The organism is Salinisphaera sp. T31B1 (assembly GCF_040361275.1).
Lineage (GTDB): Bacteria > Pseudomonadota > Gammaproteobacteria > Nevskiales > Salinisphaeraceae > Salinisphaera.
Genome location: NZ_APNH01000003.1, coordinates 501,736 through 515,834 on the forward strand (window position 1 = coordinate 501,736; position 14,099 = coordinate 515,834).

A 14,099-nucleotide genomic window follows, 5' to 3' on the forward strand; every position below is an offset into this window, starting at 1 on the left:
CTCAGTCGGCAGAATCGGGGACGAGTTCGGCCAGAATGCTGTCCAGGTAATACCAGCCGCGGTCGGAGGCGGCCAGCCGGGCGTCATCGGCGTCGATCAACCCGTTGGAGCGTGCGCCGCCGAGATTATCCAGCAGCTCTGCCCAGGAAAGCCCGGTCCGGTATTCGTAGTCGTCACGGCTCAGGCCCTGGCGTCGACGCAGCGCGCCCAGAAGACACTCGAAGCGTGCATCGGCCTCAGTCAGGACCCGGGTTTCGGTAATCGAAACCGGTCGGCCGGCGGCCTGCATGTAGCCGGTTGGCCAGCGCTGGCGCGCGGTGCGCACGATCCGGCCGTCCTCGGCCGTGCATTTGCCGTGGGCGCCGGCGCCAATGCCCAGATAATCGCCGAATCGCCAGTAGTTGTCGTTGTGTCGACAGCCATGACCGGGTCGTGTCCACGCCGAAACCTCGTATTGATCGTAGCCCGCGGCGGCGAGGCGTTCGGTCGCGGCGTCGAATATGTCGGCCACGACATCGTCGCCCGGCAGCGGCGGCGGCCGTTTGTAGAACGGGGTGTTCGGTTCGAGCGTCAACTGGTAGTAGGACAGATGGCCCGGATCGCAGGCCAGCACGGTCTCGAGATCGTGCATGGCGCGCGCCAGCGTCTGTCCGGGCAGGCCGAACATCAGATCGCAGTTGAGGCGCTCGAAGCCCGCGGCGCCGGCACTGTCGATCGCGGCCAATGCTTCGTCGGCGTCGTGGATCCGCCCGAGTGCGGCCAGGCATGCGTTGTCCAGGCTCTGAATGCCCAATGACAATCGGTTGACGCCGGCGGCGCGAAGATCGGCGAAGCGCGAATGCTCGGTGGCCCCGGGATTGGCTTCCAGGGTGATCTCGCAGGCATCGGCCAGGCCGGGTCCGCGGTCCAGCGCGGCGAGGATGCGCTCGATGGACTCCGCGGTGAACAGGCTGGGCGTGCCGCCACCGAAGAACACGGTATCGATCGGACGCGGATCATCCTGTCGCGCCAGCTGCCAGTCCGCCAGTAATGCATCCACATATGCCTGCTCGGGAAGCGTATCCGGCAGACGATGCGAATTGAAGTCGCAATAGGGACACTTGCGTACACACCAGGGCAGGTGCACATACACCGATAACGGGATGTGCCGACGCTGGGCGAGCGCGTGACTCTCGGCGGCGGGCCGGGTCGGCGTTTCAGCCACGATCCGACAGCTGTTCGATCAGCCGGTGCATGGCCCGCGCCCGATGACTGATCTGATTCTTGCGCTCGGCGCTCATTTGACCGGCGCTGGCCTGCTCGTCTTCGACCCAGAACAACGGGTCGTAGCCGAATCCGCCGGTGCCGGCCGGCCGCTCCAGTATCAGGCCGTGCCAGACGCCATGGGCGATGATCGGTGCGGGGTCTTCGGCGCTCCGGGTGGCTACCAGACAGCAGTGGAAGGCCGCACCGCGGTCGTGGCGCGCTACGCCGGCCAGATTGGCGACCAGCAGCCGGTTATTGGCTGTATCGTCGCCGTGCGTGCCGGCATAACGGGCAGAATAGACCCCCGGCGCCCCGTCGAGCGCATCCACCGCCAGCCCCGAGTCGTCGGCGATCGCCGGCAGGCCGGTATGGGCCGCGGCATGCCGGGCCTTGATGAGCGCATTGTCGACGAAGCCGATACCGGTTTCTTCTGCGTCCGTCACATCGAACTCGCGCTGAGAGACCAGCTCCATCGACAGCGGGGCGAGCAGCGCGCGCATCTCGGCCAGCTTGCCGGCATTGCCCGAGGCCAGGACCCACCGGGGTGGGCGTGTGGTCGATGCAGCCATGATTCAGCCCCGTGCGGCGCGCTGAATAGCTAGCAGTTCATTCACGCCTTTTTCGGCATGGCCGAGCAGGGCGTCGAGCTCGCTGCGCTGGAAGGCATGGCCTTCGGCGGTGCCCTGAATCTCGATGAACGCGCCGGCTTCGTTCATGACCACGTTCATGTCGGTTTCGGCCTGGGAATCCTCGGCATAATCCAGATCCAGCACCGCAGCCCCGTCGAAGATGCCGACCGACACCGCGGCGATCTGGCCGTGAATGGGGTTGGTCTTGAGTTTGCCGGCCGCCGTGAGCGATTCCATGGCATCGAGCAGGGCAACATAGCCGCCGGTGATCGATGCGGTCCGGGTGCCGCCGTCGGCCTGAATGACATCGCAATCCACGGTGACCGTGCGTGCGCCCAGTGCGTTCATGTCCACGACCGCCCGCAGGCTCCGGCCGATCAGTCGCTGGATCTCCACGGTACGGCCGCCTTGTTTGCCGCGTGCGGCCTCACGGCCGTTGCGACTGCCGGTCGCGCCGGGCAGCATGCCGTATTCGGCGGTCAGCCAACCGGTATTCTGGCCGCGTAGCCACGGCGGCACGCGCTCTTCGACGCTGGCCGTGCAGATCACCCGGGTATCGCCGAAGCTCACCAGTACAGAACCGGCCGCATGTTTGGTGAAATGGCGCTCGATACGGATGTCGCGCAGTTCGTCGGCGGCTCGGCCGCTGGGTCGCTGGGTCAAGATAAGTCCTAGAATCGTGGGTGTGGCTCGGCACCGATTGTAACAGCGCCGCCGGTCGGCCCGCGGCGAGCGAAACCGCCCGTGGGGTGTATGCGCAGGCTGTGCGATACTGCGCCGCCAGCCCGACCGCCCAATCGATCAAGGCAGGCCCATGACCCGCAGCATGACCGGATTCGCACGCAGCCAGACCCAGGGCGCCTGGGGAGAACTGGTTTGGGAAGTGCGTAGCGTCAATCACCGTTATCTGGATATTCATCTGCGACTGCCCGAGGCGTTGCGTTCGCTGGAACCGGCGATCCGCGATGCGGTCGGCCGTCATCTGTCGCGTGGCAAGATCGATATCGGCGCGAAGCTGGCCGGCGCCGATACCGCCCAGGCGATCGAGCTCGATCACGACCGGCTCGACGCCTTGGCCCGCGCGCTGGACGAAGTGCGCGCGCGAGTGGTGGACTGCCAGGCGCCAGACGCCCTGCGCATGCTCGGTTATCCCGGCGTGCAGCGCGAGCCCGAGCCCGATACCCAGGCTCTCGAGCGCGACGCGTTGCGCGGCCTCGAGGACGCACTCGGCCAGCTGCAGCGCATGCGGTCCGAGGAGGGCGAGCGTCTGGCCGGGCTTCTGCGGGAGCGCGCCGCGGCGATCGCCGAACGGGCGACGGCGGCCGCCGAACGTCTGCCCCGGGTTCGCCAGGCCTGGTACGACAAGCTTCGTGCGCGTCTGGACGAACTCGACACCGAGACCGATCCTGCCCGGCTCGAGCAGGAACTGATTCTCGTCGCCCAGAAGATGGACGTGGCCGAAGAACTCGATCGTCTGCACAGCCACGTCACCGCGCTGGAGAATGCGTTGGCCAAGAGCGAGCCCGTTGGCCGCCGGCTGGACTTTCTCATGCAGGAGTTCAACCGCGAGGCGAACACGCTCGGCTCGAAGTCGCAGGACGCCGAACTGACCGCTCATGCGGTCGAGATGAAGGTGCTCATCGAGCAGATGCGCGAACAAGTACAGAACATCGAGTGATGGTGGAGCAGACGTTGCAACCCCGCGGCCAGCTTTATGTGATCTCGGCGCCCTCGGGTGCCGGCAAGACGAGCCTGACCCATGCATTGATCGAACGCCTGGCCGCCCGTGGCCGGATCGCCCGGTTTTCGGTGTCCTATACCACTCGCGATGCACGCCCGGGCGAAGTTGATGGCGTGGACTATCACTTCGTGTCCACCGCGGATTTCCAGGCGATGATCGCCGCTGGGGCGTTCCTGGAATATGCCCAGGTCTTCGACCGCTATTACGGCACCTCCGCGGCAGAGACCGAGCGCTGGCTGGCGCACGGCCAGGATGTGGTGCTGGATATCGACTGGCAGGGCGCCCGGCAGGTACGCGAACGCGCACCCGAAACGGTCAGTATCTTCATTCGGCCGCCGTCTCGCGTCGAGCTGGAGCGTCGTCTGCGCGACCGGGCCTCCGACGACGACGCCGCCATCGCCCGGCGCCTGGCCGAGGCCGACGACGAAATGGCCCGCGCCGACGAATACGATCACCAGATTGTCAACGATCATTTCGAGGATGCGCTTGCGCAGCTGGAACGGCTGTTCGTCGAACGCGCGCGCTCGACTTCGTAATCGGGCTGGTCACGTTCGGTCCGGCTTGGCGATGCGCGGGGCCTGAGTTCGCCGAGTCGATCGGCGGCCAGACGGATTCAGGGACTGTCGGGTCACCCGTTCATTCCGCCCGGTGGCCGGCGGCGGCAAGACCGGCCGGTATGAGTTCGTAGCCGTCACCGTGCCTGTTGCTGTGGCCTCGAGCGTCGGGGCTGGCGGTGAGCGATCGGTGTCGTTACAATACGCGGTTTACCACGTCCCGAGCGAAGGCTGAGCATGGCACGAGTCACCGTCGAAGATTGTCTTGAACATGTGAACAACAAGTTCGAGCTGGCCACGATCGCGGCCAAGCGCGCTCGCCAGCTGGCCCGCGGCGCCAATGCCCATCTGCCCTGGGAGGACGACAAGCCCACGGTGATGGCGCTGCGTGAAATCGCGGAAGGCTATGTGACCGTAGCCATTCTCGACGAGCCGGATCTGCCGCCGCTGACCACCGGCATGGATACGCCGCGGCCGGCCGAGGCCGCCGAGGAAGAAAGTGAGGGCGATACTCTCAAGAAGGAAAAGCCCGCCGAAGACGCCGACGACTAGCCTGGTTCCCGGGTCGGCCCGTAACTGCTGATCGCATGAAGGCCGCTGTCCGCAGCGGCCTTTTTCGTTGCAGCAATGGTCGCTGTGCACATCCTGGGCACGCATAGTCGTCAAGCGCGCGTTTTCCCCGTAATCTGATGGGATGGAACTGACCGGCGGCCTTACCCGTATACAGAGTCGACTGCGCACATCGCGCATGTCACGAGAGTACGGTATCGACACCCTGGCCGAGCACCTGGAGAGTTATCTGCCGGAGCCGGTGATCGCGCGCGTGCGTGCAGCCTACGAGTTCGGCGAGCGCCAGCACCGGGGCCAATTTCGCAAGACCGGCGAACCCTATATCTATCACCCGCTCGCCGTGGCACGCATTCTGGCCGACATGCGGCTGGATGCGACCACTCTGATCGCGGCGATCCTCCATGACGTCATCGAGGACACCGACGCCGCGCGCGACGAGGTCGCCGAACGGTTCGGCAAGGAAGTCGCGCATCTCGTGGACGGCGTCTCCAAACTCGACAAGGCTCAGTTCCACAGCCGCGAGCAGGCCACTGCCGAGAGTTTCCGCAAGCTCATGCTGGCGATGACGCACGATCTGCGCGTGATTCTGGTCAAGCTGGCCGATCGGCTGCACAACATGCGCACGCTTGAAGGCATGACCGTGCGCAAGCGTGCCCAGATCGCGCGCGAGACATTGGATATCTACGCGCCGATCGCCCGCCGTCTGGGTATCAACAGCATGCGTGTCGAGCTCGAGGAGCTGGGTTTCGCCAATCTCTATCCCAAGCGCTATGAAGTGCTCCAGCGGGCCAGCCGGTCGGTGACCGGCGATCGGCGTAGTCTGTTGCGCGAGATAGAAGAGACGTTGTCACGCGGGCTGGCCGCCGAAGGTATCGGAGCCAACGTCAAGGGCCGTAGAAAGAACCTCTACAGCATCTACCGCAAGATGCGCGAAAAACACCGTCGCTTCCTCGACGTGTTCGATCTGTATGGCGTCCGGGTGATCGTCGACGCGGTCGACGAGTGCTACCGCGCGCTGGGTATCGTGCATCATCAGTATCGGCCGATCACCGAGCAGTTCAACGATTTCATCGCCAATCCCAAGCTCAACGGTTATCAATCGCTCCACACCACGGTCATGGCGCGTGGCGGGATCAAGTTCGAGGTTCAGATCCGGACCCGCGAGATGGATCAGATCGCCGAATCCGGCATAGCCGCGCACTGGCAGTACAAGCTCGGCGAGCGGGTCGGCAAGCTGGGCAATCTCGACGCCGAAGAGTGGCTGAGCCATCTGAGCGAGATGAACGCCGGCGAGACCGACTCGCTGACCTTTGTCGACGACCTGCGCATGGACCTGTTCCCCGACGAGGTCTACGTGTTCACGCCCAAGGGCAAGATCATGCGCCTGGCGCGCGGGGCGACCTGCGTGGATTTCGCCTATGCCGTACATACCGAACTGGGCGATCGCTGCGTGGCTGCCCGCGTCGATGGCCATCTGGCGCCATTGAACAGTCAGCTCGAATCGGGCCAGACGGTCGAGATCATCACCGCCAAGCATGCGCGGCCCAACGCGGCATGGCTGCATTTCCTCAAGACCGCCAAGGCCCGCAACGGGGTACGCAACTTTCTCAAGAATCAGCGTGCAGACAAGGCGGAGCGCCTGGGCCAGCGCTTGCTGGACAAGGCGCTGGGCGATCTCGGGCTGTCGTTGCGACGGCTTTCGCGTACCGATATCGACCGGGGGCTGGCCGAGATGGACGAACCGAGCCTGCCGGCGCTCTATGCCGCGATCGGGCTCGGACGCCGGTTGGCGCCGCTGGTGGCACGCCATTTCCTGGCGGCCGATACGCCGGTGGCCAAGGGCCGCCGGGCCAAGCCGCTGGCGGTCGAAGGCACCGAAGGTCTGGTCGTGGAATTCGCCAAGTGTTGTCACCCGGTGCCGGGCGACGCTATTCATGGCCAGGCGAGTGTGGGGCGCGGGCTGGTCGTTCACCGTTTCGGCTGTGACTACTCCAAGCGCAAGGGGGCATCTGCGGATCGGGTGGAGCTGACCTGGGCGGACAATGTCACCGGCGAGTACGATGTCGAGCTGCGGGTGACCGCGTCCAACAAGCGCGGGCTGTTGGCCACGCTGACCGCCAAGTTCGCCGACTCGGACTGCAATATCGAGAACATCACCTTCCCCGAGCGCGGCGGGGCGTTGATCACGATCCGGTTTCTCATCGGCGTACGCGACCGCCATCATCTGGCCAGTATCATCCGGCGGCTGCGCCGGGTCGCCGCAGTCGAACGCGTCGAGCGCAGCTGAGCGGCCCCGAGCGAGGCGCCGCCTGCGACACGCCCTCGCCGATTCCAACGGCAACGCGACCGCGCCTGGTCGCTGCAATGTCCTCACCCAGTACGGGCGGCGTCCGATCTGCACAGTCCGTAAAGCCCGGGTCGGCCGCGAAATCGATATCGATGCTGACGACGGTGCGATCCGCAAGCCAGTGCGCGCCATCAACGCGCAGAGGTTCGGCTGCGTGCGCGCGGGTAGCGATCCGGCCGCGTGACCGTTCTAGGCCCCGGTCGTCGATTGACATGCGCAGCAGGCGCCGTTCCATGCTGTGGCCGCGGTGGCGGTGCCGCCTCGGGGCAGCTGTGCGTCGGATCAGCTCGACCGCGTGGACGAGCGGACGTGTTTGAGCTACGAATGGAGCTGGCGGCCGGCCGGCTGCCTCGACCGCAGTACGCCGCGCAGCCGATCGGGCGTCGGCGGATTTCCGTGGCGGGGCCCATGGCTGTTGCCCTGCCGGGCTCGGATACCCTTGCGGCTTCGCTCGTTCCGGTCGGCAAGGCGCCATCGCTGTGGGACAATCGCCGGATCAGTCACTCGATTGCTCATGTCATGACTCGACCGGATACTCACCAGATCATCGAAACACAGAGCGCGCCCGCTGCCATCGGCGCGTACTCGCAGGCCGTGCGCGCCGGCCAGACCGTCTATATATCGGGCCAGATTCCGCTCGACCCGGCCACCGGTCAGCTCGTCGAAGGCGGTATCGAGACACAGATAGCGCAGGTATTCGATAACCTGGCAGCGGTCGCCACAGCCGCCGGCGCCACGCTCGGGCACGCGGTCAAGCTCACGATCTACCTGACCGATATGGACGATTTCGGCGCGGTCAACAAGGTCATGGAAGCGAAGTTGGGTACGCCATACCCGGCCCGTGCGGCCGTCGGCGTAGCCGCGTTGCCCAAGGGCGCACGCGTCGAGGCCGATGCCGTCCTCGTCCTCGGTTGAACCGACCGCTGCCCGGGCAGGGGCCCGGCTGCGTGCCGCGGATTCGTGTCGCCGGCTGAACGGAATCGGGCCGAAGCTGGCCGTCCGGCTCGCCGCGCTCGGGATCGAACGTATCGGCGACGTGCTCCTGCACCGCCCGTCGCGCTACGAGGATCGCACCCGGATCACGCCGGTGTGCGAACTGGCAACGGCTGGGGGCCCTGCGCTGGCGGTAGTTCGCGTCGATGCAGCCGAGGTTCGTCACGGTCGCAGGCGCAGCTTGCTCGTGTCGGCCAGCGACGGGCAGGCGCGGCTGTGGCTGCGGTTTTTTCACTTCGCGCCCGCACAGCAGGCACAGATGAGTCCGGGCACATGGCTGCGTGTGTTTGGCGAGCCCCGGCCCGGTGTCTACGGCCTGGAAATGGTTCACCCCGAGTATCAGATCGTGGCCGACCAGTCAGCGGGCCACGATATCGTGGCCGAACTGCGTGCGATCTACCCGACGACGAGCGGAGTCACCCAGCCGCGTCTGCGTGACCTGGTCGGTCAGGCGCTGACCTTGCTGGACGATCCGGACTTCTGGCCCTCGGGCCTTCCGGCTGATGTAAGCGCCGAACTGGTGGCTGCCGGGCTGCCGGCCCGGACCGGCTCGGCCCTCGAACGGATCCACCGGCCGCCGCCGGATACGGATCTGGCTGCTCTGGTCGAGGGCCGTGATCCGGCTGTGGCCCGTCTGGCCTTCGAGGAGTTGCTCGGTCATCAGCTCGGGCTGCGCACGCGCCGTCGGCGGATCAAGACCGAGTTGGCCCCCCAGCTGGGCGATGCCGGGCGGGGCCTTGCGCCGCTGTTCGAGCAGCTCGGCTTTGCGCCCACTGGCGCCCAGCGACGCGTGATCGGCGAGATTCTGGCGGATATGGCCACGTCTGCGCCGATGCTGCGCCTGATCCAGGGCGACGTCGGCTCCGGCAAAACCGTGGTGGCCGCTGCCGCCGTGCTCACCGCGGTCGAGAACGGCTGGCAGGCGGCATTCATGGCGCCGACCGAACTGCTGGCCGAGCAGCACTACGCCAGTCTGGCCCGCTGGCTGGCGCCGCTTGGGATCAATGTGTGGCTGATCACTGGCCGCCGCCGGCGCGACGACACGGAGCTGGCCGAGATCGCGGCCGGTGCACCCGGGGTGGCCGTGGGCACCCACGCGCTTTTCCAGCAGGCGCTGTCCTTCGGGCGCCTGGGGTTGTGCGTGATCGATGAACAGCACCGGTTCGGGGTCGATCAGCGGCTGGCCTTGCGCAACAAGGTCAGCGAGCGCGGCCTGACCGCGCATCAACTGATCATGACCGCGACCCCGATTCCACGCACGCTGGCGATGTCGGCCTATGCGGACCTGGATACTTCGATCATCGACGAACTGCCGCCCGGGCGAACGCCGGTGGTGACCGTAGCGGTGCCCAACACGCGGCGCGACGAGGTCGTGGCGCGTATCGGTCGCGCGGTAGCCGAGGGCCGTCAGGTCTATTGGGTGTGTACGCTCATCGAAACCAGCGACAAGCTGGAGGCGCAGGCGGCCGAAGCCGCGGCCGAGGCTCTTTCGGTAGCGCTGGACCGTGTACGGGTCACGCTCGTGCACGGGCGCATGAAGGCCGCCGAGAAGGCCCGGGCGATGAATGCCTTCAAGTCCGGCGCGATCGATGTGCTGGTAGCCACCACGGTGATCGAAGTCGGCGTGGACGTGCCCAATGCCTCGCTGATGATCATCGAGAACGCTGAGCGGCTGGGCCTGGCGCAGCTGCATCAGTTGCGTGGACGGGTGGGGCGCGGCTCGGTGGAAAGCCACTGCGTGCTACTTTATCAGCCGCCGCTGTCCGATACCGCGCGGCGTCGGTTGTCGGTGCTCCGCGAGACTGGCGACGGTTTCGCGATTGCACGTGCCGATCTGGAACTGCGAGGTCCCGGCGAGGTGCTGGGCACGCGCCAGACCGGCGCGGCGACGTTCCGTATCGCCGATCTCGTGCGCGACGGCGCGTGGGTCGAACGTGCGCTGGCGTTGGCCGACGATCTGCTGGCCTATCATCCGCGCGAGGCCGATATCCTCATCGATCGCTGGGCCGGCGCTGGCGGCGCCTACGCCCGCGTATGACGTGCCGACGGCGCGTACGAGCGACCCAACGACAACCGCAAGGCTGGCCATGAGTCTGATCACACGTATCCGCCATCTGGCCCAGTTCCGACTGGAACAGTTCATTCTCCGCGGCGTGGTGTCGCGGCTCATGGTGATCGCGCTGGCGATGGTACTGATCGCCGCCGGCGCCGGGCTGTTCGTCTATGCCATGGCGCCGTTGCCCTCGGAGACCTATCCCGATGCGGGCTCGGCCATCTGGTGGGCGTTTCTGCGCCTGACCGACTCGGGCTATCTCGGTGACGACGAGGGTGCGCTGTTACGCAGCGTCTCCACTGCGTTGACGATCACGGGCGTGGTGCTGTTCGTCGGCGCGCTGATCGCGACCATGACCCAGTGGCTCAACGATACGATCGAAACGCTCGAGGCCGGCTACACCCCCATCGCACAGAACAATCATGTGCTAATTCTGGGCTGGAACAACCGTACCGCAGCCATGGTCGAGGATCTGGTGCAGTCCGAGGGGCGGGTCGCCCGGTTTCTGGACCGGCACGGCGGCGGGCGGCTGCATATCGTGATTCTGGCCGAGCGTGTATCGCCGGCGCTGATGCAGGAGATCAAGGATCGGCTCGGCCGTCGTTTCGATTTCCGTCGGATCACGCTGCGCTCCGGCACGCCTCTGCGCCTGGATCACCTCAAGCGGGTCGACTATCTGCATGCCGGCGTGATCCTGCTGCCGACCCGTGAATTCGCTGCTGACAACTCGCCCGACGAACTCACCATCAAGACGCTCATGAGCGCTGCGCATTCCGACGACGATGTTCCGGCCGAGCAGCTGCCGCTGGTGGTCGCAGAGATCTTCGACGCCGATCGGCTGGAAACCGCGCGTCGCGCCTACCCCGGGCCGGCGGAGTTCATCGGCACGCCGCTGATCATCAGCCGGTTGCTGGTACAGAATGCGCGCCATACCGGTCTGTCCTGGATATACAACGAGCTGCTGGCCAGCCACGACGAGCCTGGCTGCAATCAGATCTTTGTACGGCGCTGTCCGGAGCTGGCCGGTCAGCGTCTGGTGGATGTCGCCGGTCGTTTCGACAAGGCAGTGCTGGTGGGCATCGCACGCGATGGCCAGCTGATCGCGTTGTTCGCCGACGCCGAGGACCGGGTGACCGCCGATGATCCGCTGGCTTTCATCGCGCGTGAGTTCGATCATTGCCGACCCGATCGCGACGTGCCGCCGGAGTCGACTGAACTGCGTCTGCCGTCGGCGCGTGACAATCGGGTCAGCGGTACGCGTCGTGTGCTCGTGCTGGGCTGGAATCAGAAGCTGCCATCGTTGCTGGCCGAGTTCGATGCCCATAACCGTGAGCCGGTGGACGTGGACGTGCTGTCGCTGCTGGATACCGCCGAGCGCCAGACGATCCTGCATCGCAAGGGCGTGCGCCTATCGCATGCCCGCGTGCGCCAGCTCGAAGGCGATCTGACCTCCCACTACGAAGTCGAGCAGCTGAATGTCGCCGGCTACGACAACCTCATTCTGGTGGCCAGCGACTGGCTTGGCTCGGCGGACGCCGCGGATGCGCGCATGCTGCTGGGGTATCTCGTGCTCTCGCGGGTACTCGAAGACGTCGCCAATCCGCCGCGCATGGTGGTCGAGACCTTGTCCAACGACAACGAAAAACTGTTCGACGTCGCCAACGTCGAGCGCCTGGTTTCGCCGGACCTGCAGGCCAGCGTACTCACTCAGGTTGCCCTGCGCCGCGAACTGCACTGGGTGATCGAGGAGCTGTTCGGCGCCGGCGGCGCCGAGATCGAATTCCGCGATGCCGAGGCGCTGGGTCTGGCGGGCCGTCAGCCGTGCTTCGATACGCTACGCGCCGAGCGCGCCCGTCACGGTGAAGTGCTGATCGGTGTGCTGGGCGGCCCGAACCGTCCGGCGCCGCGATTGCGGCTCAATCTGGCCGACAAGCAGGCGCCGATTCCATTGGCCGCTGGCGACGAACTGGTCGTGATCGCGGTTGGCTGAGGCCTTGACGAGCCGGGCACGCGCACGGCCGCGACGGCGAGGCTAGATCCATTTGCGACGCCGGAAATAGATCAGCATGCCGATGACCAGTATCGCCATCACAGCAATGACGGCCGGGTAGCCGTATCGCCAGCCCAGTTCAGGCATGTTCCAGGGGCTGCGCGTGTTGAAGTTCATGCCATAGACGCCGGCGATGAACGACAATGGCATGAAGATCGTGGCGATCAGCGTGAGCATGCGCATGATTTCGTTGAGCCGCGTGGAGGCCAGCGACAGATGGGTGTCCAGCAGCGAACCGGCGGTCTCGTAGTAGCCCTCGGTCAGATCCAGTACGCGCCGGGCGTGGTCTTCGACATCGCGGAAGTAGGGCCGGTTGTCGACGTGGATCAGCCCGTGATCCAGCCCGACCCAGCGCAACAGCATTTCGGACTGGCTGCGCAGGATTTTCTTCATGCCGATCAGGCGCCGTCGAAGGTCGTGAATGACGCCGATCAGATCGCGACCGTTACGGTCGAAAATCTCGTCCTCGACTGTTTCCAGATGGTCGTTGTAGGCCGACAGGACCTCAAAGCTGGTATCGACCACGACATCCGCCAGGCAATACGCGAGATAGTCCGACTCGGCCTGGGCGATCCGGCCCTGGGCCTCGTGGATTCGCTGGCGAACCGGTGCGAACACGTCGTGGCTGCCGGCATGAAAGCTCAGCACGAAATCCTCGCCGACGAACAGGCTGACCTGCTGAAACACCGGCTCGTCGTCGATGGTGACCGGCAGGGCCAGACAGGCGAATACGCTGTAGCGATACGCATCGAGCTTGGGCCGCTGGCCGGTATTGATGACGTCTTCAAGCGCTAGCGGATGCAGATGAAAAACGCGACCCAGGCGCTCCAGATCGGCTGCGGCCATGTCGCCTTCGAAATGCAGCCAGCTCAGTCGGTGGTTGTGGCCGGCCGGGGAGGCCAGCGCTTCGTCGAGCGAGCAGTTGGCTCGTTCCACGGTCTCGTGTTCGCCGCCGAAATCCATGCGATGGATCGTCAGGGGCCAGCGTGTAGTCGGGCGATCGGGCGCGTCGCTCAGAGCGCCGGGGCGAGTGCCGGGGCGGGGGCGGTGGCTGAGAAAATAATGCAGCATCAACGAAACGGGTGAGCAAACCAACGGAGCGGCGAGTAAAGCGCAGGCACCCGCTTGCTGGCAAGTCGAGCGGCCTAGGCGCGCGCCACGCAGTAGATATCAACACGCGTGGCGCCGGCCGCACGCAGACAACGATCGAGTGCAGCGACGGTATGGCCGGTGGTCATGACATCGTCGACGATCGCCACATGGCGTGCACGCAACGTGCCGCGGCATACGAACGCGTCGCGCATGTTCGCGGCACGACGCTCTGCGGCCAGCGTACTTTGACGCTCGGTCGCACGGCCGCGTTCGACCATTCGCGGTTCGACCGGGCATGCCAGTTGCCCACCGAGCCGCCGGGCCAGGCGCTCGGCCTGATTGAAGCCCCGCTGTCGATAACCGCTGCGATGCAGCGGCACCGGTATGAGCTGTTCGGGCAGCACGTCGCCGTGCTCGTCCAGCCGCTCGCGGATGTGCGCCGCCAGCAGATCGCCGAGCAGTCGGGCGTAGGTCAGCTGACCATCGAATTTAAGCCGGGCGATCATCCAGCGGATCGGCTGTTCGTACACAAAGCCGGGGACCACATGGTCGAAGCGGGGACGTTGCCGGCAGTCGCGACAGGTCGTGCTGCTCGCGGTCGGCGTCAAGGGCATGCCGCAGTGGTGACAGGCATGGACGAGCCAGGGCAGCTCCGTGGCGCAGTCGTGGCACAGATTCCGATCGAGGTCGGCCGGTGCTCGACAAAGCGCACAGGATGTACCGAGCAACATTTGTTGAGCAATTTTTATCCAATCGTCAAGAAATGACATGTTTTTAAGTTGACAGAGGTTCGATGCTGACAAAAGCTGGTGTCTGAAATCCACC

At 65.7% G+C, this 14,099-nt stretch carries 12 protein-coding genes; 7 read left to right on the forward strand and 5 right to left on the reverse strand.

The window, feature by feature from the left end:
- Nucleotide 1 precedes the first annotated feature (1 nt).
- From hemW to rph, 3 genes are read right to left on the reverse strand one after another with little or no spacing between them, the layout of a single operon-like run.
- Complete coding sequence (gene hemW, locus T31B1_RS13800) at nucleotides 2-1,204, reverse strand: radical SAM family heme chaperone HemW (RefSeq protein WP_353250092.1); 1,203 nt, start codon at nucleotides 1,202-1,204, stop codon at nucleotides 2-4.
- Nucleotides 1,197-1,814 carry an RdgB/HAM1 family non-canonical purine NTP pyrophosphatase gene (gene rdgB, locus T31B1_RS13805; protein WP_353250093.1) on the reverse strand — a complete coding sequence of 206 codons (618 nt, stop codon included), beginning with the start codon at nucleotides 1,812-1,814 and terminating at the stop codon, nucleotides 1,197-1,199. The genes hemW and rdgB overlap by 8 nt, the downstream gene beginning before the upstream one ends.
- 3 nt (nucleotides 1,815-1,817) lie before the next feature.
- On the reverse strand, nucleotides 1,818-2,540 hold the full coding sequence (gene rph, locus T31B1_RS13810) for a ribonuclease PH (RefSeq protein ID WP_353250286.1): 723 nt from the start codon (nucleotides 2,538-2,540) through the stop codon (nucleotides 1,818-1,820).
- Nucleotides 2,541-2,688: 148 nt separating this feature from the next.
- On the opposite strand from rph, the gene T31B1_RS13815 reads away from it, so the two are divergent.
- The 7 genes from T31B1_RS13815 to T31B1_RS13845 all read left to right on the forward strand — a co-directional run bounded on the left by T31B1_RS13815 (nucleotide 2,689) and on the right by T31B1_RS13845 (nucleotide 12,122).
- Nucleotides 2,689-3,552, forward strand: a complete 864-nt coding sequence (locus T31B1_RS13815) for a YicC/YloC family endoribonuclease (RefSeq protein WP_353250094.1) — start codon at nucleotides 2,689-2,691, stop codon at nucleotides 3,550-3,552.
- Complete coding sequence (gmk, locus tag T31B1_RS13820; RefSeq protein WP_353250095.1) at nucleotides 3,552-4,151, forward strand: guanylate kinase; 600 nt, start codon at nucleotides 3,552-3,554, stop codon at nucleotides 4,149-4,151. The genes T31B1_RS13815 and gmk overlap by 1 nt, the downstream gene beginning before the upstream one ends.
- Before the next feature lie 255 nt (nucleotides 4,152-4,406).
- Nucleotides 4,407-4,721: a DNA-directed RNA polymerase subunit omega gene (gene rpoZ / locus T31B1_RS13825; protein WP_353250096.1), complete on the forward strand. Its 315-nt coding sequence runs from the start codon at nucleotides 4,407-4,409 to the stop codon at nucleotides 4,719-4,721.
- Between the two features lie 142 nt (nucleotides 4,722-4,863).
- On the forward strand, nucleotides 4,864-7,026 hold the full coding sequence (locus T31B1_RS13830) for a RelA/SpoT family protein (RefSeq protein WP_502950981.1): 2,163 nt from the start codon (nucleotides 4,864-4,866) through the stop codon (nucleotides 7,024-7,026).
- A 579-nt stretch (nucleotides 7,027-7,605) separates the two neighbouring features.
- On the forward strand, nucleotides 7,606-8,001 hold the full coding sequence (locus T31B1_RS13835; protein ID WP_353250287.1) for a Rid family detoxifying hydrolase: 396 nt from the start codon (nucleotides 7,606-7,608) through the stop codon (nucleotides 7,999-8,001).
- Nucleotides 7,979-10,117, forward strand: coding sequence for an ATP-dependent DNA helicase RecG (recG, locus tag T31B1_RS13840; protein ID WP_353250098.1), 2,139 nt, complete (start codon nucleotides 7,979-7,981; stop codon nucleotides 10,115-10,117). Before T31B1_RS13835 ends, recG begins: the two co-directional genes overlap by 23 nt.
- Before the next feature lie 49 nt (nucleotides 10,118-10,166).
- On the forward strand, nucleotides 10,167-12,122 hold the full coding sequence (locus T31B1_RS13845; protein ID WP_353250099.1) for a CASTOR/POLLUX-related putative ion channel: 1,956 nt from the start codon (nucleotides 10,167-10,169) through the stop codon (nucleotides 12,120-12,122).
- A gap of 42 nt (nucleotides 12,123-12,164) precedes the next feature.
- Here T31B1_RS13845 and corA read toward each other — a convergent pair whose 3' ends face one another.
- Both corA and T31B1_RS13855 read right to left on the reverse strand, forming a co-directional pair.
- Entirely contained in the window at nucleotides 12,165-13,145 is a 981-nt protein-coding gene (gene corA / locus T31B1_RS13850) for a magnesium/cobalt transporter CorA (RefSeq protein WP_353250100.1), read from the reverse strand.
- Between the two features lie 182 nt (nucleotides 13,146-13,327).
- Nucleotides 13,328-14,044, reverse strand: coding sequence for a ComFC family protein (locus T31B1_RS13855; protein WP_353250101.1), 717 nt, complete (start codon nucleotides 14,042-14,044; stop codon nucleotides 13,328-13,330).
- Nucleotides 14,045-14,099: the final 55 nt, after the last annotated feature.